Source organism: Pseudoalteromonas sp. NZS37 (genome assembly GCF_015864265.1).
GTDB classification, from domain to species: domain Bacteria; phylum Pseudomonadota; class Gammaproteobacteria; order Enterobacterales; family Alteromonadaceae; genus Pseudoalteromonas; species Pseudoalteromonas arctica.
In genome coordinates this window covers 79,434-98,965 of sequence record NZ_JADYXL010000001.1, presented here as the reverse complement: position 1 = coordinate 98,965, position 19,532 = coordinate 79,434, and the positions used below count along the sequence as shown (strand labels likewise).

Sequence of the window (19,532 nt, the reverse complement as noted above, 5' to 3'; positions counted from 1 at the left end):
TATGACAACATTGGTGAATAGAGCTATGGGATATCAATCAACACAAAACTTAAATGTGATTGTTGAGAAACATGCATCACTTGTTAAAAAAGTGGCATGTCATCTAATTGCTCGATTACCACCTAGCGTTCAGCTTGATGATTTAATTCAATCAGGAATGATAGGTTTAATAGAAGCTTCAAAAAACTTTGATGCAACAAAAGGCGCAAGCTTTGAAACCTTTGCCGGTATTCGTATTCGCGGGGCTATGCTTGATGAAATGCGCCGTGGTGATTGGGCTCCTCGTTCAGTACACCGTAAAAGCCGACAAGTTGCAGAGGCAATTACTGGGCTCGAAAGCAGTCTGAATCGCGAACCAACAGATACAGAAGTTGCTGAAAAACTTGAAATTTCACTCAATGAGTACCATCATATTTTAAATGATGTTAATACCAGTAAAGTATTAGGCATAGAAGACCTTGGTGTAGATGAGGATGTTATTACTCCCGTAGGCCAAGATTTAGCGCTAGACAAACCTTTTAATAATGTTAAAAATGATCGGTTTAATGAGTCTTTGCTAAATGCAATAAAGTCATTACCAGAGCGTGATGCGATGGTACTTTCTTTATACTATAACGATGAAATGAATTTAAAAGAAATAGGACATATACTCGATGTAAGCGAATCGCGTGTAAGTCAGATACATGGTCAGGCGATGATTAAGCTTAAAGCTAAAATCAATGACTGGATAAACTAGTAGTAAGTAAACTAAGGTTAATACCTCACTGGGGGATGTTTTGGATAAAAACATGAAAATTCTTGTAGTTGATGATTTTTCAACGATGAGACGAATTATAAAAAACCTATTACGTGACTTAGGTTTCACTAACGTTCAAGAAGCTGATGACGGGTCTACAGCTTTGCCTATGTTACAAAATCAAGTGTTTGATTTTGTGGTTACAGATTGGAATATGCCGGGAATGCAAGGTATTGACCTTTTAAGAGCAATTCGTGCAGATGATAAGTTAAAACATATCCCTGTACTGATGGTAACGGCAGAGGCTAAAAAAGAACAAATAATAGCTGCAGCGCAAGCTGGCGTTAATGGTTATATTGTTAAGCCATTTACGGCTGGAACATTAAAAACTAAATTAGAAAAAGTATTTGAACGCTTAGGCTAATGATGGGGGAGAGGCTTATGTCAGCACCAGCTGCGCCTCAAATAACGTTAGAACAAGCTCGTCAACTCGTCATTTATTTAGAAAACGATGAGCAAGATAAAGCTAATCAGTTGATTTTAGAGACAGCTTCGCAAGAGCAGTCTAAATTATTTGCTGAAGTTGGGAAGTTGACTCGTCAACTGCACGAAGCACTTAAAAGCTTTGAGCTTGATACTCGCTTAACTAACATAACGACAGATGCGATTCCAGATGCTAAAAAGCGGCTTAATTATGTTATAGAAATGACAGAAAATGCGGCTAATAAAACAATGGATGCTGTTGAGGCTAGTTTACCTATAGCTCAGCAACTTGCAGATGAAATATCTCATATCAAACCGACATGGGATCGTTTAATGAGCCGGGAGATTGAGCTTGGTGAGTTTAAACAACTTTGCCATAGTATCGATAAGTTTATGAATAACTCTCATCATAAAACGGATGAGCTTCAAAGCTTAATGACAAATGTACTAATGGCTCAAGACTATCAAGACTTAACAGGTCAAGTTATTCGCCGTGTTATAGAACTTGTTAGAGAAGTAGAAGAAAGCTTACTTCATCTTTTAACAGCGTTTGCTGAACAAGATGACAGTGACAACACAGCGAATAAAGTAGAACAACAAAAAATAAAAGAACCAGTTGCCACACAAACTTTAGCAGGTCCTGAAGGCCCTATTATTGATAAAGAATCGCGTAATGATGTTGTGTCTGATCAAGATGAAGTCGATGATCTTTTATCAAGTTTGGGCTTCTAAGAGGAGAGTAACTGCATGTTTGAAGTCGATGAAGATATTTTACAAGACTTTCTTGTAGAGGCAGGAGAAATCCTAGAGCTTTTATCTGAACAGTTAGTTGAACTGGAAAATAATCCAGAAGATACCGAGTTACTAAATGCCATATTTAGAGGCTTTCACACTGTAAAAGGTGGTGCAGGCTTTTTAGCTATGACAGAACTTGTTGATGCTTGCCACGGCGCTGAAAACGTATTTGATTTACTACGTCAAGGCGTGCGAACGGTCAATTCAGAGTTAATGGATGTTATTTTACAAGCGCTCGACACCATTAATGAAATGTTCGCGACTATCCAAAATAGGGATAAGCCAGAACCAGCAGATCCTGAGTTACTTCAAACCCTCCACATTTTGGGCCTACCTCCAACAGAAGCCGAGCTTAACGGAGTCGCTTCAGAAACTGACGTTGAACAACCTCTTGATGAAGTAGTTGATACGCCAATAGCTGATGAGGAAGATCCATTTGCATTTGATGAAATGTTTAGCGGAACTCCTTCGGTTAGTGATGCTGAAATAAACGAAATCACTGAAGATGAATTTGAAAACTTACTTGATGAACTACACGGTAAAGGACAAGGTCCTGCAGTTGAAAAGCCAGTAGCAAGTAGTAGTGATTTTAATGGTGATATTACTGATGATGAATTTGACAGCTTATTAGACGAGTTACATGGAGTTGGCAGTTTTGGTGAGGTTGCCAGTAAAGCACCTGAGCAAAGTAGTGTAGTTAAAGCACCTGTAGAACCAGCTAAACCAGCGTCAAATACTGCTAATTCATCAGATGATGAAATTAGTGATGATGAATTTGAAGCGCTTCTTGATGAACTTCATGGTAAAGGCACTGCACCTAAATCAATAGAAAGCACTCCAGCTGTGAAACAGCCCAATATCCCAGCTAAACCAGCTGCAAAAGCGAGTGTGCCTGTAAAAAAACCAGAACCTGTAAAAGCACCCGCTTCTAAACCGGTAGAAAAACCGGTTGCTAAAGCAGCGCCAGCAACGCCTAAAAAATCAGCGCCACCAGCAGCAGAGACGACAGTTCGCGTAGATACAAAACGACTTGACCAAATTATGAATATGGTTGGTGAGTTAGTACTTGTGCGAAATCGTTTGGTTAGTTTAGCGACCAATTCAGACAGTGAAGCAATGGGTAAAGCAATCTCTAACTTAGATGTAGTGACTGCTGATATTCAAGGCGCGGTTATGCAAACGCGAATGCAACCAATTAAAAAGGTATTTGGTCGTTTCCCTCGCGTAGTACGCGATTTAGCACGCAGCTTAAACAAAGACATTGACTTACAACTTGTAGGTGAAGAAACCGATTTAGATAAAAACTTAGTGGAAGCACTAGCCGATCCGCTTGTGCATTTAGTTCGAAACTCAGTTGACCACGGTATTGAAATGCCAGCTGTTCGTGAGGCTGCCGGTAAGCCTAGAACAGGTAATGTTACTTTATCAGCGTCTCAGGAAGGCGACCATATTTTGTTGACCATTAAAGATGATGGCGCTGGTATGGATGCTGAGAAACTGAAAAAAATAGCAATTAGTAAAGGCGTACTCGACCACGATCAAGCGAGTCGACTTTCTGACACTGAAGCATACAACCTCATTTTTGCACCTGGCTTTTCTACAAAAGAAGAGATATCTGATATTTCAGGTCGTGGTGTTGGAATGGATGTGGTGAAAACTAAAATCACCCAATTAAACGGCTCTGTAAGTATTCAATCTGAGTTAGGCGTAGGTACCATTTTAGAGATAAAAGTACCACTTACCTTAGCCATATTACCGACCTTGATGGTAATTGTTGGCGCACAAACATTTGCGTTACCACTTGCTGGTGTTAGTGAAATATTCAACTTAGATTTAACGAAAACAAATGTGGTTGATGGGCAATTAACAATTATTGTGCGTAAGAAGGCAATACCGTTATTCTACCTCGAGCACTGGTTAGTTAAAGGCTCAGATCGCTCACAGCGAAAAGCAAAAGGCCATGTAGTTATTGTGCAAATTGGTACGCAGCAAATTGGTTTTGTTGTTGACTCATTAATTGGCCAAGAAGAAGTTGTAATTAAGCCGCTTGATGCGTTACTTCAAGGAACACCAGGTATGGCAGGTGCTACAATAACTTCGGATGGTGGCATTGCACTGATTTTAGACGTTCCAAACATGTTAAAACATTACGCAGGCTAATAATAAAGTAGGTATATATTTAATATATACCTACTCATAAATTTAATAAGAGAGCTAAATGGCCGTTAAAGTTTTAGTTGTTGATGATTCAAGCTTTTTTCGCCGCAGGGTAAGCGAAATTCTCGAGCAAGATAGCGACATACAAGTTATAGGCTTTGCTGTGAATGGCAGAGAAGCTGTTGAAAAAGCAGCTCAGCTACGTCCAGATATGATAACTATGGATGTCGAAATGCCTGTGCTTGATGGTATTAGCGCAGTTAAAGAGATAATGGCGAGTAATCCAACGCCTATCTTAATGTTTTCATCACTAACACGTGATGGCGCAACAGCAACGTTTGATGCGCTAGATGCTGGAGCAATGGATTTTTTACCGAAAAAATTTGAAGACATCGCTCGCAATAATGAAGACGCTATAAAGCTTTTACAAAATAAAGTGAAAGATATAGGGCGAAGACGTTTACCGCGAACGTTTAAAGCTGCAACACCACCTAAGCCAGTAATATCAAGTAAACCGATAACAAGCTCACTTTCGCAAAGAACAAACACACTAACGCCTTCGATAAAACAACCCGATAGAAGCTTTCAAAGAGCAGCACCTACAACACCGTCAGGTTCTAATGTTGCCTCAATGCGAGCAAGTGGAAAGCAATACCAGCTTGTAGCTATTGGCACTTCTACAGGTGGCCCTGTTGCACTACAAACTATACTGACTCAATTGCCAGCTAATTTCCCTCACCCTATTTTGCTTATTCAGCATATGCCTGCGGCTTTTACACCTGCATTTGCGGCACGTTTAAATGGTCTGTGCCAAATAAAAGTGAAAGAAGCGCAACAAGGTGACCGCTTACAACCAGGAACTGCTTATCTAGCGCCTGGCGGACAGCAGATGATGGTAGAAGGGCGTGGTGCAAATAGAACTCTGCGCGTATTTGAAGATCATAGCGAGAGAATAAGTTATAAACCGAGTGTAGATGTAACTTTTGCCAGTGCAGCAAAAACGTATCAAGGCGATGTGCTTGCTATCGTTTTAACAGGCATGGGCGCTGATGGACGTGACGGTGCAAGAATGTTAAAACAAACGGGTGCAACCATTTGGGCACAGGATGAAAAAAGCTGTGTTGTTTATGGAATGCCTCAAGCCATTGCTAATGCGGGGCTTTCGAGTGAAAGTTTAGCATTAAGCGATGTTGCAGCACGTATCAAGAGAGAGGTAGGTTGTGGATAAACTCTCAATATTTGGACTATTTGTAGCACTTGGTGCAATAGGTTTAGGTTACTCTTTAGAAGGCGGCGTTGTTTCTGCTTTATTTAATGGTCCTGCCCTTATTATTGTATTAGGCGGCACGCTTGGTGCTGTTATGTTGCAAACATCAGCAAGTACCTTTAAAAAAATGCTAAATATGAGCTCTTGGGTTTTTGTTGCGCCACAATATGATATTGAAGATGCAATAGAGCAAGTTAAGCGATGGTCTCATAAGGCACGTCAAGAAGGTTACTTAGCGCTTGAAAACGAAGCGCTAGCTCACCCAGATGCATATGCAGCAAAAGGTTTAAGCTTGCTTGTAGATGGCTGCTCAGAGCAAAAACTACGTGACACGCTTGAAATTGATTTACTGCTAGAACGCGATCGCTTGCTTGAAGCCGCACGTGTTTATGAAGCGATGGGGGGCTACAGTCCTACCATTGGTATTTTAGGTGCTGTGCTTGGTTTAATACAGGCAATGTCGTTTATTACCGACCCACAAATGCTTGGTGCAGGCGTTGCAACGGCATTTATCGCGACCATTTATGGTGTTGGTTTAGCTAATTTATTGTTTTTACCTATGGCAAATAAGTTAAAACAGCGTGTAGAGCAAAAAATGCTTTACCATGAAATGCTTGCCGAAGGTGTGATTGCGATAAGCGTTGGCGAAAGCCCAGTAAATATAGAATTAAAGCTTGAAGCCTACCGTGTAGAGCGTCCTAATTTAGTGGACGAATAACATGCTACGCCGACGACTTCGTCACTCTGCTCCTAAAAGTCAACATACAGAGCGTTGGCTTGTATCGTATGCCGATTACATGACCATTATGTTTGCTTTTTTTGTGGTGCTGTATGCGATAGCGATCAACAAAGAAGAACAATTTCAAATATTGTCAGACTCCCTTGAACACGTTTTTGATAAATCTGCCCGCCAGCACTCCCAGCAAGGTGAGGGCGTCAATGGTAATGGAATATTGACTGATAGAGTGACACCTGAACAAGAAGTTCTTTATGGTGAAAGTATTTTAAAAGAAGAACAAGGTCCAGAGTTACTCGACGGTCAAAGTGATACAAGTAACATACAACAAAAATATTTAGGAAAACCACTCGATAGCTTACTTGCTAAGCTGCAGTCAGCGCTTATTGATGAAATTCGTGATGGAGAAGCCAGTTTAGAGCTTAATCAAGATTGGCTGATTATAGAGCTAAGCTCAGGTATGTTATTTTCAAGTGGTAGCTCAGTTGCACACTCTAGGGCAAAGCAAGTCGTCAAAATTGTTAAAGATATTATTGCTCCAGTAGATAACTATATTAGGGTGCGTGGCTATACTGATGATGAAAGTATTCGCAATGAAATATTTCGCTCAAATTGGGAACTCTCGGTTGCTAGAGCAACATCTATTTTAGTAGAGTTGGAAGCATTAGGTATTAATTCTGCCAGAATGGCGATAGAAGGTTATGGTCAATATTCACCTTTTGTAAGTAACGATACAGAACAAGGGCGAGCAGAAAATCGTAAAGTTGTTATTGCACTTTCTAAGTATGGTTTACCGCCAATACAAGACATTAAAGGTGATGAACAGGCCGTCAAGCCAGTAGTGGCAGAGCCTGAAATTGAGCTCCCTTCAGATGACGATACAATAAAAATAATTCGTTTGCCTCATGGTGGTATTCGCATAACAACGCGCAATGAACAGTAATTAGGATGTAATGTGAAGATTTGGACTGTCGCAAATCAAAAAGGTGGTGTTGGTAAAACAACAACAGCAGTGAGCCTTGCTGGTATTTTAGCTTTGCAGGGTAAGCGTGTGTTGCTTATTGATACAGATCCTCATGCATCACTCACTTATTACTTTGGCATTGACTCAGAAGATTTGGAAGTCAGCGTATATGATATTTTTGCGCGTGGCACGAGCATGCAAAGTGAAGAGATACTTCAAGCTTTATGCCCATCAACACTTGAAAACCTAGATATTTTACCCGCAACAATGGCGATAGCCACGCTTGATAGAAGCATGGGTAATAAAACAGGTATGGGATTAATACTAAAAAAAGCGCTTGCAAAAATCAGTGAACATTACGATTATGCCATTTTAGATTGCCCCCCAGTTTTAGGGGTGTTAATGGTTAATGCGCTTGCAGCAAGTGAGCGAATTTTAGTGCCAGTGCAAACGGAATTTTTAGCACTGAAAGGGCTTGATAGAATGATGCGCACTATGGAATTAATGCAAACCTCTCAAGCGAAAGATTATCAATATACTATAATCCCTACTATGTATGATAAACGTACTAAAGCATCGTTAGAAGCATATAAAACACTGCAAAGTACATATGGTGATAAAGTCTGGCCAGGTGTGATACCGGTAGATACTAAATTTAGAGATGCAAGCTTTGCGCAAAAAGTGCCTGTAGAGTATTGTCCTCGTTCGCGTGGTGTATACGCATATAAAGCACTGCTAGAATATTTAATTGAACAAGGTTAATGAATGAGTAAGCAATTATTTGCTAATGAAAAAGTAATGAAACAATACCTAGGGGCTTTGTTATGTGAAGACGAGCCTGTAGATAACCTTGAGCCAGTCGCAAAATTACTTGAGCAAATGCCACACGACTCGCAGCAAGAACATATTCATTTAAAACCAAAAGAACAGATAAAAGCGGCAGAAAAAATATTTGATCAAGACTTACTTAATTCTGAAATTAAGCCAATAGTTGAACCGATATTTGAAGCCGCAAAAGTTAATAAAGCCATTGACGATGAAGTAATAGAGCCGATAAGTACGATTACAGAAGAACCAGAACCACAGATTGTAACCACTAGCCAATCTGACTATTTTGATGGTGAATTTCAGGCATTATTTTTTGAAGTTGCTGGTTTAACATTGGCTGTGCCATTAAAAGCATTAGGCGGTATACATCAATTAGGTGAAGTAAATCATTTATTTGGTAAGCCAAAGTGGTTTAAAGGCGTTATGCTCAACAGAGAAGAAAAGCTTAATGTTGTTGATACTGCTCGTTGGGTAATGCCAGAAAAGTATGATGATAAATTAGAGGCGTCTTTAGATTATCAGTATTTAATTACCTTAGGTGATAGCCAGTGGGGCTTATTAGCTGAAAAGTTGATAAATAACATTACATTGAGTAAAGAAGATGTAAAATGGCGTACAAATAAAAGTAAGCGCCCATGGCTTGCTGGTGTTATAAAAGAAAAAATGTGTGCTTTAATAGATGTAGATAATTTAAATATATTATTAGAGAAAGGCTTAGATAGCCGTCAGTAGTAATGACCATTACGGGGTAATAGCATGAATCAAGATAAATTACTGTCAGCAAATAAAAACGCAGATAATAATGATGAAATTTTACAGTGGGTTACGTTTAAGCTAGAGGAAGAAACCTACGGCGTAAATGTAATGCAAGTACAAGAAATACTTCGTTATACAGAGATAGCCCCTGTACCAGGTGCACCTTCTTACGTTATTGGTATTATTAACTTACGCGGTAACGTTGTAACTGTTATTGATACTCGTGCACGTTTTGGTTTGTTAGCTGCTGATGCAACCGATAATTCTCGTATATTAATTATTGAAGCTGAAGAACAAGTTATCGGCATTTTAGCCGACAGCGTATCTGAAGTCGTTTATTTACGCAGCTCTGAAATCGATAGTGCACCAAATGTTGGTACTGAAGAAAGTGCTAAGTTTATTCAAGGCGTTTGTAATCGTGATAATGAGCTACTGATTTTAGTCGATTTAAACAAGTTACTCAGCGATGATGAATGGGATGAGTTAAGCGATATATAAGCTTTACCAAATAAATTATGCTGTTACTTAGTATAGCTATATCAGCGTTAGCGGTAGGTCTTATATCGCTTGCGCTAATAATTGCATTAAAAAACAAACAAGTGAATGAAATTAATGCTGTATTACAGCAGCTTAAAGATAGCTCAGAGCAAACTCATATTTTGCGAAGTGAAATTTCAGAGCTTAGAACAGGGCTTTTAAGTATTGGTAAGCGAGTGCTTGAGGTTGAGCAACAAAATCAAGATTTAATACAACAACAAGCTGCGCAAAAATACGATGACCCTGATGCTAAAATTTACTCTCGTGCAGTAAAAATGGTTGAGTTAGGTGCGGACCTCGATGAGGTGATACGCGAATGCGAATTACCGCGAGCAGAAGCCGAATTACTATTTTCACTACATAAACAAAAAGGCGCTTAGCGCCTTTTTAGTTATAAGCGTGTAAATAATCTCACGCTTTAATATTTAACTTACCTTGAAAGTCTTGCCAGCCTGGCGGAAATTGACCTCTTAATACATACGAAAACGCAATAAGCTCTGCAATTACATAATAAAGCTCTTTAGGGATTTCTTCCCCTAAGCTTAAATGCGACAACGTTTTAGCAAGCGCTGCATCTTCGTGGATCATAATTCCTTTTAATTTTGCCGCTGCAATTATTTCGTCAGCTAACTCACCAAACCCTTTTACGCTTACAGTGGGGGTGTTGCCAGCTTCGTATAAAAGCCCAATGGCTGACTTATTAATAGGTGTATCACTCATTACTAAACCTTAATATTAATAATTGCATGAGATTTATAAAACGCCTGATTATTTGCATCACCTCGCTTTAAGTTGAGCTCTCCAACCTGTAAACCATGCTTAGCTAGTTTGGATCTTAAATTATCTAAGTGAGGGTGAGCAATTGCGCTTACTTCTTGGCTTGAGGCTAATAGCTGGCAATCGAGTGCTTTATCCATTAACTCAGCGGTAATCTGTAACTGCCCAATCTGTGCATAATCAAAGTTTAACCTGACAAACCATACATTTTTATCTTCTAATTTATCTGCGCTTGGCTTTTTATATTGTCCCAATGTTATTTCTGTTTGGGCGGCCTCAGGCGGCAATTTCATTGGTAATAAAAATTGCGCAAGCGGGTTTGTGTCTGGTTGTTGATTTGGTGTTGAAACACTTACTTGGGTAAGTGTGTTTTTAACTTGTACGATTTCGCTAGCCAATGCTTGAACTTGAGCTTGCTGCAGTTGCTCAAGTATTTTTGCTCCCGCGTTTCCTGTTTTAAAAGTAGGTATGAGTACTTGTAAAAGTGCATCTAAGCCAGTTTGGTTATTAAAGCTTATCGGTGTTACTGATTGGCTAATTATAGGGGCTGCTAAAATACTCACTGCAACTTGTTCAAGTCCTTTAGTGAAGCTACTTTGTAGTATATCACCCGTTAATTGAGATGGTTGTAAGGTGGCTAATACTTCACGCCGTATGGTCGCAGGGTTAATATTATTACTTGAGACCATGCGATTAAATGCTTGGTTAATTAAGCGAGTTAAATCGGGCGTTTCTTTTGTTGCTCTATTTGTAATGTCAGTAATTTGACTACTTAAAAGCTGTTTGTTACCAGCTACTCTATCCGTAGGGATTGTGGTATCAGGAAGCTTTAATAGTGTGCTTAATAGCTTTGCTTCTATTGGTTGTAGCATTTGACTACGAGAGGCAATATTAGATAACGGCTCTGCTAATGGGAGCATGTTTTTAATCGAGGCTGAGTTTGCACTGTTTTGATTGTTGCCGTTTATTACTGGTTGCACTGAAGAGGTTATTTGCCCTTTAGTAACAATTTCACTTGTAGGCTTAATTAACGTATCAACTTTACTGTTAGTACTAATATTCAGAGCACTCAATTGACTCGCGTTTAAATTACTTGGCTTAGCGCTCGCCACTTCGTTTTGAGTAATATTATTTGGCGTTGGCGTTGGCGTGTTAGCTGTTGTTATATTTGTAGATGATTGCCAAACACTAACACTTCCTTTTATTTGCTGAGTTAATTGTACAAGTGGCGGAAGTCTTGAAAAGTGCTCTGGTAAAGTATTGCTCGTATTACTATTTAACGCAGTACTTACATTTTGGGTAATGTTAACTCTATTTAACGGTGATACTGTTAATTGCATAACTAAGCTCGGCCTTTGTATCGCAGATGATCCAGACGGCGGCATTAACTCAGATTTATTTGCTGCTGCAAAGGGCTTACTTTCAAAATATTTAACTGCATCATTAATTCGCGTTTTTAAATCACTAAAGCTATTTTGTAGCCACGACTTTATTGGGCTATCAGGTGTAAGCAGTGGGCTTGCTTTAATAGTGGACGCAGAAAAATGTATTTCAGGGACACTGCTTTTTTGAGCTAAAAGTATCTCGTTAAACGGTTTAGAAAATGAGTTATTAAGCGTTACTTTTATATTATTAGTAGCGGTTTTAATAAGTAATTTATCAGCCTGATTTACTAAATTTACTTTAATGGGGGTGTTGGGTAGTTCACTAACTTGTTGATTAGTAATAGGCGTTGTAAACGAACCTGACTTTTGAGGATGAGTCAAAATAGCTAGTTTAGGTGTTGCTTGAAGTTGCGCACTAGGTAATAAGGCCACGAGTAATTTAGTAAGTTTAGTTTGGCTAAGTGGTTGCGTATGAACCGTATCAGCAAAACGATTAATAACATTAAGCTGTGCGCCTTTGTTAGTAGTGCTAACAACTACTTTTAAAGGCTGCTCGGTTAAAAGTAACTGCGCTACGTCTTTATTTATGGCAATACTGGCGTTAAGTTTATCAATTACTAATTTTGGGGTAGGGGACATAACCACTTGTAAATCCATTGGTTTGCTTTGTACCTCAGTGCCCGTGCTTACATAATTTAATAAACGCTGTAATTGTACTGGTTGATTTAAAGTAAGGGTTGTAGTGTTTGGCGTGATGTTGAGCTGTTTGCCATCGGGACTAAGTTGTATGTTAGCACTGGCTATTTTTTGTAAATTTTGAGGTGCGCTTGTAGTGCCAAGTCTTAATGTCTGCCAATGTTTATCAATAAATACATCAAGCGTAATCGAGTCTTTCGAAAATTGAATGTTTTTAGCCGCAAGTACCTCATTAGGTAATTGCGATAACTCATTGGTTTGAGGGTTTGTCGATTGATTGATAACCAATGAATTAGATAATGTTATTTGCGTTGGCGTATTCATTATTTTAAATCAAGTTTTCTCTATTTTAAGTGAATCGATTTTAAAGCAATATTCGTATTACCCTATCATTATGGTAGACTAACGCCTAATTTTTGGCAGAGAGAATCGTCATCTTGTTACACATTAAGTCCGTCACCTGCATCAAGCAAGATCGTTGTTTGTTTGCGGATCTTAATTTTAGCCTTAATAGCGGTCAAATCATGCAATTAGCGGGTCCTAATGGGGCTGGTAAAACATCGCTATTGCGTATTATCGCAGGCTTTTCTGTGCCTGATGAAGGGGCTGTTTTATTTCAAGAACAGCCTATATCTAAGTATTACGAAGAGTATGCCAGAGAGCTACTCTTTATAGGCCACAAAACAGGTGTAAATACTCAGCTTAGTGCAGTTGAAAATGTTCGTCATTGGTTACAAATTAATGGCTACATAAATCAGCCTGACTTGTATCCCATTTTAGCGCAACTTGGCCTTGTTGGACTTGAAGATGTACCGGTTAGAATGTTATCTGCTGGACAACAAAGACGTGTAGCTTTGGTTAGGCTTTGGTTAAGTGATTCTAAATTATGGGTACTTGATGAGCCATTTACCGCGCTTGATAAAAGCGGTGTTGCTTTTTTGCAGCAGCGATTTACTGAACACTTACAAAGCGGTGGTGCTATTTTATTAACGACTCACCAAGACTTAACGACCCATTTTAGTAACTTGCAAACGGTTACACTGGAGTATCGTCACTAATGACTCGTCAACATTCTTATTGGTTGCTATTTAGTGCGGTATTTACCAAAGATGTAAAACTTGCGTTTCGCCAGCGCGCTGAAATTGTAAATCCTATTTTGTTCTTCTTAATTGTAATTTCATTATTTCCGTTAGCAATCGGGCCTGAGCCTGGTTTACTAGCGAGAATGGCACCGGGAATTATTTGGGTTGCCGCATTACTTTCTACCATGCTGGGCTTGGATAAACTGTTTAGAGATGATTTTAATGATGGCTCATTGGAGCAGTTAATTGCATCGTCTTACCCGTTATCGTTAACCGTACTTGCTAAAGTGGCTGCTCACTGGGTGGTAACAGGTTTACCGCTTGTATTAATGACGCCGCTATTTGCATTGTTGTTAAACCTAGAAAGTACGGCGTTAACAGCGACTGTTTTAACATTATTATTAGGCACTCCACTATTGAGCTTTATTGGCGCAATAGGCGCAGGGCTTACTGTGGGATTACAAAAAGGGGGTATTTTGATGAGTTTACTCGTACTGCCTTTGTATATTCCTGTTTTGATTTTTGCAACGTCGGCTATCGATACCAGCTCTATGTCGCTGGATTATAGCGGGCAGCTTGCCATCCTTGGTGCAATGTTACTTATTGCTATTATTAGCGCACCAATTGCCATATCGTCAGCTTTAAAAGTGAGTGTAAGTTAATGTGGAAGTGGTTACATCCCTATGCTAAAGCAGAGCGTGCATACCAGTTATGCAATACGTTACTGCCTTATTTTGCCGTAGTTACTGTAGTTAGTATGATTGTTGGATGGGTATGGGGGCTTGGTTTTGCACCTGCCGATTACCAACAAAAAGACAGCTACCGTATCATTTTTATTCATGTTCCTTCTGCCATTTTGTCTATGGGGGCTTACTCATCAATGGCTATTGCAGCTGTTGTTGCACTTGTATGGCAACTACGAAATGCCGAACTTGCCGTTATTGCTATAGCGCCTGTTGGTGCTTGTATTACAGCTATAGCGCTTATTACTGGCGCTGCATGGGGTAAACCTATGTGGGGTGCTTGGTGGGTATGGGATGCGCGTTTAACGTCTGAACTTATTTTATTATTTTTATATCTTGGCGTGCTTTCGCTTTACCATGCATTTGAAGATAAGAAGTCAGCAGGGCGTGCGGCTTCCATTTTAGCGATTGTGGGCGTAATCAATTTACCTATTATTCATTACTCAGTTGAGTGGTGGAATACGCTACACCAAGGCGCAAGCATTACAAAACTAGACACTAAAGCAATAGACCCAAGTATGTTTTGGCCACTTATGGTTAATATTTTAGCCTTTGCTGCTTTTGTAGGAACAGTGACTTTAATTCGTCTTAAAAATGAAATTTTACAACGCGAAAAGCACCGACCGTGGGTGCGTTTGTTGTTAAATAAGGGGTAATTATGCAGTTTGACTCTTTTTCTGATTTTATTGCAATGGGAGGCTATGGGTTTTATATCTGGCTTTCTTTTGGTACATGCGCTCTTATTTTACTCGGTATTTTAGTGAACTCTTTAAGAGATACCAAACGTATTATGGCTTCAGTTGAGCAACAAATAATACGTGAAGCGCGAATTAAAAAAGCTAAACAGGAACAAGCCTCATGAATCCAAGACGTAAAAAGCGCCTATTGGTAATTATTGCCGTACTGTTTGGTATTGGTGGATCAATTGGTTTAGTGCTTTATGCACTTCAAGAAAATATTAATCTTTTTTATACGCCAAGCGAACTTATTGATGGCAAAGGGCCTAATAAAGAAAAACCATTCATTGGCCAAAAGCTACGTATTGGTGGCATGGTTGTACCAGGCACGGTTGAGCGTAATGAACAGAGCTTACAAGTAAGCTTTAAGCTAATTGATACAGGTCCATTAGTGACCGTGCGTTATCAAGGCATATTGCCAGACTTGTTTCGTGAGGGGCAAGGCATTGTAGCGCAGGGCGTATTAATCGAACCTAATGTTATTGAAGCATTTGAAGTGCTTGCAAAGCATGACGAAGAATATATGCCAGCAGAAGTTGCAGAGGCAGTTAAAGGTATTAAGCACGAAAAACCAAAATACAACTTAGATAGTGGTAATTAGCTATGATCCCAGAAATTGGTTATTTTTCTTTAACGCTTGCCATGGTGCTAAGCGTTTTACTGTGTATTTTTCCTCTTTGGGGCGCGCATACCGGTAATCTTCGATTAATGCGTGCAGCTCCCTCTTTAGCAATTGGGCAATTCGCTTTTGTTTTAATCTCTTTTGCAGCACTTATTTACGCCAGTGTAACGGATGATTTTACCGTATCGTATGTGGCATATCATTCAAGTAGTACGCTACCTTGGTATTACAAAATCACCTCTACATGGGGCGGCCATGAAGGCGCTATTTTACTGTGGTTAGTAATGCAAGCTGGTTGGACTGCCGTTGTTGCTGCGCGTTCTAAATCACTCCCTTGGGTGCTACGTGCCCGAGTATTGGGCGTACTTGGTTTTTTAGGTGTAGGTTTTATGATGTACACCTTACTACTTTCAAGCCCGTTTGAGCGCCTACTTCCTTATTTCCCGGTAGAAGGGCGTGATTTAAATCCGTTACTTCAAGATCCGGGCATGATTATTCACCCGCCATTACTCTACATGGGTTATGTAGGGCTATCAGTTGCTTTCTCTTTTGCTATTGCTGCGCTATTAACTGGCAAGCTTGATAACACGTGGGCTAAATGGTCACGTCCTTGGACAATGACTGCGTGGGGCTTTTTAACACTAGGTATTACAATTGGTAGCTGGTGGGCATACTCAGAACTTGGCTGGGGTGGCTGGTGGTTTTGGGATCCAGTAGAAAACGCATCATTAATGCCATGGCTTGTTGCGACCGCATTACTGCACTCGTTAAGCGTAACTGAAAAACGCGGTGTGTTTAAATCGTGGACCGTATTACTTGCTATAGCAGCATTTTCATTGAGCTTATTAGGCACATTTATTGTGCGCTCGGGTATTATTGTATCGGTACATGCTTTTGCAACAGACCCTGATAGAGGCTTATTTATACTCGCCTTTTTAGGCATAGTTGTAGGTGGTGGCTTAGCGTTATATGCACTGCGTGTATCGCAAGTACATAGTGAAGGTCGATACAAGTTTGTATCACGCGAAGTGGCGTTATGGCTCAATAATATATTTTTAGTAGTTGCTACATTAATCGTATTGCTGGGTACTTTATTACCTATGGTTCATAAAGAAATGGGCTTGGGCAGTATTTCTATTGGCGAACCGTTTTTTAATAAGATGTTTGCAATAATTTTAGTGCCGTTTGCTATTTTGATGGGGATAGGGCCATTTTTACGCTGGAAGCAAAATAAATGGGCTTTCTTACAAAACAAAATATTAATGGGCGTATTAGCCAGTGTAGTGATTACCTGTGCTTGGTTGTTTTCAAGTTACGATTTAGTAAAACCACTTACGCTACTAGCCACTACGCTTGCGGTTTGGATTGCAATATCAACTGGGATCGACATTTATACTAAATCTGCTGTACACGGCACCTTAAAAGAAGGTTTAAAACGCTTAGGTGTAAGTTACTGGGCTATGGTGCTTGGGCATATTGGTATTTCGTTTGTTATTGCAGGTGTAACGCTTACATCAGCATATTCAGTTGAGCGTGACGTATCGATGAAACAAGGCGACACAGTTCAGCTTAACGAGTATGAATACCGCTTTGATGGTGTTAAAACTATTCGCGGGCCGAACTACAGTGGTCATGCTGGTGTTGTATCGGTGCTTAAAAACAATGAGCTAGTAACACGCTTACACGCCGAAAAGCGTAAGTATGATATTGGTATGCAGTTTATGACCGAGGCGGCAATAGATGCAGGCTTTACACGTGATTTATACTTAGCGTTAGGTGAGCAGTTGAGCCAAGGTGCATGGTCACTTCGCATTTATCATAAACCGTTTGTTCGTTGGATGTGGATTGGTGGTGTGCTTATTTCCCTAGCTGGATTTATGATTTTATTTGATAAACGCTACCGTACATCAGCTAAAACAGCGCGTAGAGCTGCATCGGAGAATGTTTTATGAACCGTAAAATTTTAGCTATTGCGCCGCTTTTAGTATTTGCTTTTGTGTGTGTATTTTTATACCAAGGCCTTTTTGCTAATCCTCGTGAAATTCAAACGGGTCGGTTAGGTCAAGAAATGCCAGCATTTAATCTACCTGATTTAATGCAAGACAATAAGCCGTGGACTAACGAGTCTTTAAAAGGCGAAGTTTACTTACTAAATGTATGGGGTACTTGGTGCCCAACATGTTTAGTTGAACTTGGTTATTTAACTAAGTTACGTGAGCAAGGCGTTAAAATTATTGGGCTTTATTACGTACAAGGTTACGACGCTGACTTTGATGGCCCTTTTGATATGCAATCACTTCGCACCGAAGTGAGCGATATGCTACAACGTGCGGGTGACCCATATCAATTTAATATCTTGGATTTACATCGTACTTTGTCGTTGGATTTAGGTGTTTCGGGTGCGCCTGAAACATTTTTAGTCGATAAAAACGGCACTATTTTGTTGCATCACACGGGCGATATAAACCCGCGAGTATGGCGAGCCAAATTTGCGCCAATTATGCAGGAGCTTAAATAATGAAATGGTTACTACTTACGCTTAGCCTTTTTGTAAGCATCAGTGCGTTTGCAGAGCAAGATCGCTATCAATTTGATAACAACAAACAAGCAATATTGTTTGAAGAGCTAACTAAAGAGCTGCGCTGTCCTAAGTGTCAAAATCAAAACATTGCGGATTCTGACGCTGTTGTTGCTAAAGACTTGCGCGATAAAGTGCTCGTATTGGTTAAAGAAGGTAAGAGCAAAGACGAAGTGATTGATTACATGATTGACCGCTTTGGCTATTTTGTTCATTACGACCCACCAGTTACACCAGCGACTTTAGTACTTTGGGTATTACCTGTATTAATTGTCATAGTCGGCTTTGGTTTTATTGTTATTCGCCAGCGAAAAGCATCAGTAAAACAAACGTGGAGCAGTGACGACGAAATGCTGTTAACGAAGCTAATTGAACAAAATAAACGTCAGGAGCAAAGTTAAATGATTTTAATGTGGGCGTGTTTTGCTTTACTCACACTGGTTGCTCTTGGGTTTGTGATGTTGCCTTTTTTAAAAAAAGAGCGCGTTCAAACAATTACTCATAACGCCAATGCTGAGCTAATTAGCATTTATGAGCAGCGTTTAGTTGATTTACAAACCGATTTAGATAATCAGCGTATTGATACCGTAAATCATGCAGAATCAATTATTGAATTAAAACGCCGTTTATTGAATGAGTTATCACCAGAAAAATCACTAAACAGCAAAGGTAATAATCGTATTTTTGCTTTAACTGGTGGCGCATTTGTTCTTGCTCTAACAGGTGTTTTTTATGGTTTAACGGGTAGCCAGCAGCAAATTTCGGCTTGGCATGATGCAATGGATAATTTAGCTGATTACGGCGAGCGTGCTGTAATGCAAAAAGGTGAGCCGCTTAGCCAAAATGAGCTGCAGGCTTTTGCATTGGCACTTCGTACAAAGCTTAGCCGCTCAGGTGATGACGAAGTCGCTTGGATGCTACTTGGACGAGTTGCTATGTCGCTTAATGAATTTGACATGGCGCAGCAGTCATTTGATAAAGCACTTCGTATGAATCCTGATAATATGCAGGTACTTATTAGTTACAGCCAAGTTTTATTGCTAGAAGGTAGCGAAGCTAATATGACCCGTGCGGCAGGTATGCTCTCAAAAGTACTAAAAGTAGAGCCTACCAATTTAGATGCAATTTCGTTATTAGCACTCATTGCTTATGAGCGTAAAGATTGGCCTCAAGCCAAAGCTGCATTTGAAGTTTTACTTGCGAGTATGGAAAAAAATGATTCTCGTTATAGCATGATCTCTGAGCGTATTGCTGATATAGAGAAGCAAATGCGAGCGGAAGGTTCTGTTATGCCAGTTACTACAACGGGTGCTATTGCAGTTACAGTCGACATTGCAAAAGAGCTTATAGATAAACAGCCAAAAGACGGTATCTTGTTTATATTTGCAAAAGCAGCAAGTGGTTCGCCAATGCCATTAGCTGCTGTTAAACTCGCTAAATATTCATTTCCAATTACAGTTGAGTTGAGTGATAGTAGTGCAATGGTTGCAGGGCTTAACTTATCTAGTGCAGAAAATATTATTATTTCGGCGCGTATTTCTATAGATGACTCGGTTATGCCAAGTTCTGGTGAGCTAGAAGGTCATTCAGAGTCGTTAAAGCGTGAAAGTGTAAGTGACTACCAACTTCAAATTGATACATTAATACCTTAAG

Annotated in this window: 22 protein-coding genes; 20 read left to right on the top strand and 2 right to left on the bottom strand. The window is 39.8% G+C overall.

Going from position 1 to position 19,532, the window contains the following annotated elements; all coding sequences use genetic code 11:
• Positions 1-25 precede the first annotated feature (25 nt).
• From I6F47_RS00485 to I6F47_RS00435, 11 genes are read left to right on the top strand one after another with little or no spacing between them, the layout of a single operon-like run.
• Positions 26-736 carry an RNA polymerase sigma factor FliA gene (locus tag I6F47_RS00485; protein WP_007585810.1) on the top strand — a complete coding sequence of 237 codons (711 nt, stop codon included), beginning with the start codon at positions 26-28 and terminating at the stop codon, positions 734-736.
• 40 nt (positions 737-776) lie between these two features.
• On the top strand, positions 777-1,160 hold the full coding sequence (gene cheY, locus I6F47_RS00480; RefSeq protein ID WP_008132609.1) for a chemotaxis response regulator CheY: 384 nt from the start codon (positions 777-779) through the stop codon (positions 1,158-1,160).
• A 17-nt stretch (positions 1,161-1,177) separates the two neighbouring features.
• The gene (locus tag I6F47_RS00475; RefSeq protein WP_007585814.1) at positions 1,178-1,951 is read left to right on the top strand and encodes a protein phosphatase CheZ; all 774 of its coding nucleotides are present in this window, start codon (positions 1,178-1,180) and stop codon (positions 1,949-1,951) included.
• Between the two features lie 15 nt (positions 1,952-1,966).
• Positions 1,967-4,174 carry a chemotaxis protein CheA gene (locus I6F47_RS00470; RefSeq protein WP_165721591.1) on the top strand — a complete coding sequence of 736 codons (2,208 nt, stop codon included), beginning with the start codon at positions 1,967-1,969 and terminating at the stop codon, positions 4,172-4,174.
• A gap of 58 nt (positions 4,175-4,232) precedes the next feature.
• The gene (locus tag I6F47_RS00465; protein WP_197152042.1) at positions 4,233-5,399 is read left to right on the top strand and encodes a protein-glutamate methylesterase/protein-glutamine glutaminase; all 1,167 of its coding nucleotides are present in this window, start codon (positions 4,233-4,235) and stop codon (positions 5,397-5,399) included.
• Complete coding sequence (locus I6F47_RS00460) at positions 5,392-6,156, top strand: flagellar motor protein (protein ID WP_007585825.1); 765 nt, start codon at positions 5,392-5,394, stop codon at positions 6,154-6,156. The genes I6F47_RS00465 and I6F47_RS00460 overlap by 8 nt, the downstream gene beginning before the upstream one ends.
• Position 6,157: 1 nt before the next feature.
• Positions 6,158-7,117 carry a flagellar motor protein MotB gene (locus tag I6F47_RS00455; RefSeq protein ID WP_165721593.1) on the top strand — a complete coding sequence of 320 codons (960 nt, stop codon included), beginning with the start codon at positions 6,158-6,160 and terminating at the stop codon, positions 7,115-7,117.
• Between the two features lie 12 nt (positions 7,118-7,129).
• Positions 7,130-7,900, top strand: a complete 771-nt coding sequence (locus I6F47_RS00450; RefSeq protein WP_007585827.1) for a ParA family protein — start codon at positions 7,130-7,132, stop codon at positions 7,898-7,900.
• Between the two features lie 3 nt (positions 7,901-7,903).
• The gene (locus I6F47_RS00445; RefSeq protein ID WP_101216685.1) at positions 7,904-8,698 is read left to right on the top strand and encodes a chemotaxis protein CheW; all 795 of its coding nucleotides are present in this window, start codon (positions 7,904-7,906) and stop codon (positions 8,696-8,698) included.
• A 24-nt stretch (positions 8,699-8,722) separates the two neighbouring features.
• Positions 8,723-9,220, top strand: coding sequence for a chemotaxis protein CheW (locus I6F47_RS00440; protein ID WP_002959294.1), 498 nt, complete (start codon positions 8,723-8,725; stop codon positions 9,218-9,220).
• A gap of 17 nt (positions 9,221-9,237) precedes the next feature.
• Positions 9,238-9,639, top strand: coding sequence for a DUF2802 domain-containing protein (locus tag I6F47_RS00435; RefSeq protein ID WP_007585829.1), 402 nt, complete (start codon positions 9,238-9,240; stop codon positions 9,637-9,639).
• Between the two features lie 31 nt (positions 9,640-9,670).
• Here I6F47_RS00435 and I6F47_RS00430 read toward each other — a convergent pair whose 3' ends face one another.
• On the bottom strand, positions 9,671-9,979 hold the full coding sequence (locus tag I6F47_RS00430) for an EscU/YscU/HrcU family type III secretion system export apparatus switch protein (protein ID WP_024589934.1): 309 nt from the start codon (positions 9,977-9,979) through the stop codon (positions 9,671-9,673).
• A 2-nt stretch (positions 9,980-9,981) separates the two neighbouring features.
• Positions 9,982-12,441 carry a flagellar hook-length control protein FliK gene (fliK, locus tag I6F47_RS00425; protein ID WP_197183140.1) on the bottom strand — a complete coding sequence of 820 codons (2,460 nt, stop codon included), beginning with the start codon at positions 12,439-12,441 and terminating at the stop codon, positions 9,982-9,984.
• Between the two features lie 113 nt (positions 12,442-12,554).
• Between fliK and ccmA the strand changes: the two genes are divergently transcribed.
• Genes ccmA through ccmI form a run of 9 tightly spaced genes read left to right on the top strand, consistent with a single transcriptional unit; the run spans position 12,555 to position 19,531 of the window.
• Positions 12,555-13,175 (top strand): cytochrome c biogenesis heme-transporting ATPase CcmA, encoded by a 621-nt coding sequence (gene ccmA, locus I6F47_RS00420; RefSeq protein ID WP_076915509.1) that lies wholly within the window; start codon positions 12,555-12,557, stop codon positions 13,173-13,175.
• Positions 13,175-13,861 carry a heme exporter protein CcmB gene (gene ccmB, locus I6F47_RS00415; RefSeq protein ID WP_024608159.1) on the top strand — a complete coding sequence of 229 codons (687 nt, stop codon included), beginning with the start codon at positions 13,175-13,177 and terminating at the stop codon, positions 13,859-13,861. The genes ccmA and ccmB overlap by 1 nt, the downstream gene beginning before the upstream one ends.
• Entirely contained in the window at positions 13,861-14,598 is a 738-nt protein-coding gene (locus tag I6F47_RS00410; protein WP_007585844.1) for a heme ABC transporter permease, read from the top strand. The genes ccmB and I6F47_RS00410 overlap by 1 nt, the downstream gene beginning before the upstream one ends.
• A 2-nt stretch (positions 14,599-14,600) precedes the next feature.
• On the top strand, positions 14,601-14,804 hold the full coding sequence (gene ccmD / locus I6F47_RS00405) for a heme exporter protein CcmD (RefSeq protein ID WP_007585846.1): 204 nt from the start codon (positions 14,601-14,603) through the stop codon (positions 14,802-14,804).
• Complete coding sequence (gene ccmE, locus I6F47_RS00400; protein ID WP_007585848.1) at positions 14,801-15,280, top strand: cytochrome c maturation protein CcmE; 480 nt, start codon at positions 14,801-14,803, stop codon at positions 15,278-15,280. Before ccmD ends, ccmE begins: the two co-directional genes overlap by 4 nt.
• A 2-nt stretch (positions 15,281-15,282) precedes the next feature.
• Positions 15,283-17,253, top strand: a complete 1,971-nt coding sequence (locus I6F47_RS00395) for a heme lyase CcmF/NrfE family subunit (RefSeq protein WP_024589932.1) — start codon at positions 15,283-15,285, stop codon at positions 17,251-17,253.
• Entirely contained in the window at positions 17,250-17,819 is a 570-nt protein-coding gene (locus I6F47_RS00390; RefSeq protein WP_007585852.1) for a redoxin family protein, read from the top strand. Before I6F47_RS00395 ends, I6F47_RS00390 begins: the two co-directional genes overlap by 4 nt.
• Complete coding sequence (locus tag I6F47_RS00385) at positions 17,819-18,280, top strand: cytochrome c-type biogenesis protein (RefSeq protein ID WP_024589930.1); 462 nt, start codon at positions 17,819-17,821, stop codon at positions 18,278-18,280. Before I6F47_RS00390 ends, I6F47_RS00385 begins: the two co-directional genes overlap by 1 nt.
• Positions 18,281-19,531, top strand: a complete 1,251-nt coding sequence (gene ccmI, locus I6F47_RS00380; protein ID WP_024589929.1) for a c-type cytochrome biogenesis protein CcmI — start codon at positions 18,281-18,283, stop codon at positions 19,529-19,531.
• Position 19,532 lies beyond the last annotated feature (1 nt).

Bases quoted from the DNA above. Each gene is read 5' to 3' on its own strand.
- ccmI (WP_024589929.1), top strand. From the start codon at position 18,281: ATGATTTTAATGTGGGCGTGTTTTGCTTTACTCACACTGGTTGCTCTT.
- I6F47_RS00455 (WP_165721593.1), top strand. From the start codon at position 6,158: ATGCTACGCCGACGACTTCGTCACTCTGCTCCTAAAAGTCAACATACA.
- I6F47_RS00475 (WP_007585814.1), top strand. From the start codon at position 1,178: ATGTCAGCACCAGCTGCGCCTCAAATAACGTTAGAACAAGCTCGTCAA.
- ccmB (WP_024608159.1), top strand. From the start codon at position 13,175: ATGACTCGTCAACATTCTTATTGGTTGCTATTTAGTGCGGTATTTACC.
- I6F47_RS00465 (WP_197152042.1), top strand. From the start codon at position 4,233: ATGGCCGTTAAAGTTTTAGTTGTTGATGATTCAAGCTTTTTTCGCCGC.
- ccmD (WP_007585846.1), top strand. From the start codon at position 14,601: ATGCAGTTTGACTCTTTTTCTGATTTTATTGCAATGGGAGGCTATGGG.
- fliK (WP_197183140.1), bottom strand. From the start codon at position 12,441: ATGAATACGCCAACGCAAATAACATTATCTAATTCATTGGTTATCAAT.
- I6F47_RS00445 (WP_101216685.1), top strand. From the start codon at position 7,904: ATGAGTAAGCAATTATTTGCTAATGAAAAAGTAATGAAACAATACCTA.
- ccmE (WP_007585848.1), top strand. From the start codon at position 14,801: ATGAATCCAAGACGTAAAAAGCGCCTATTGGTAATTATTGCCGTACTG.
- I6F47_RS00470 (WP_165721591.1), top strand. From the start codon at position 1,967: ATGTTTGAAGTCGATGAAGATATTTTACAAGACTTTCTTGTAGAGGCA.
- I6F47_RS00410 (WP_007585844.1), top strand. From the start codon at position 13,861: ATGTGGAAGTGGTTACATCCCTATGCTAAAGCAGAGCGTGCATACCAG.
- I6F47_RS00385 (WP_024589930.1), top strand. From the start codon at position 17,819: ATGAAATGGTTACTACTTACGCTTAGCCTTTTTGTAAGCATCAGTGCG.
- I6F47_RS00440 (WP_002959294.1), top strand. From the start codon at position 8,723: ATGAATCAAGATAAATTACTGTCAGCAAATAAAAACGCAGATAATAAT.
- I6F47_RS00485 (WP_007585810.1), top strand. From the start codon at position 26: ATGGGATATCAATCAACACAAAACTTAAATGTGATTGTTGAGAAACAT.
- I6F47_RS00435 (WP_007585829.1), top strand. From the start codon at position 9,238: ATGCTGTTACTTAGTATAGCTATATCAGCGTTAGCGGTAGGTCTTATA.
- I6F47_RS00395 (WP_024589932.1), top strand. From the start codon at position 15,283: ATGATCCCAGAAATTGGTTATTTTTCTTTAACGCTTGCCATGGTGCTA.
- I6F47_RS00430 (WP_024589934.1), bottom strand. From the start codon at position 9,979: ATGAGTGATACACCTATTAATAAGTCAGCCATTGGGCTTTTATACGAA.
- I6F47_RS00390 (WP_007585852.1), top strand. From the start codon at position 17,250: ATGAACCGTAAAATTTTAGCTATTGCGCCGCTTTTAGTATTTGCTTTT.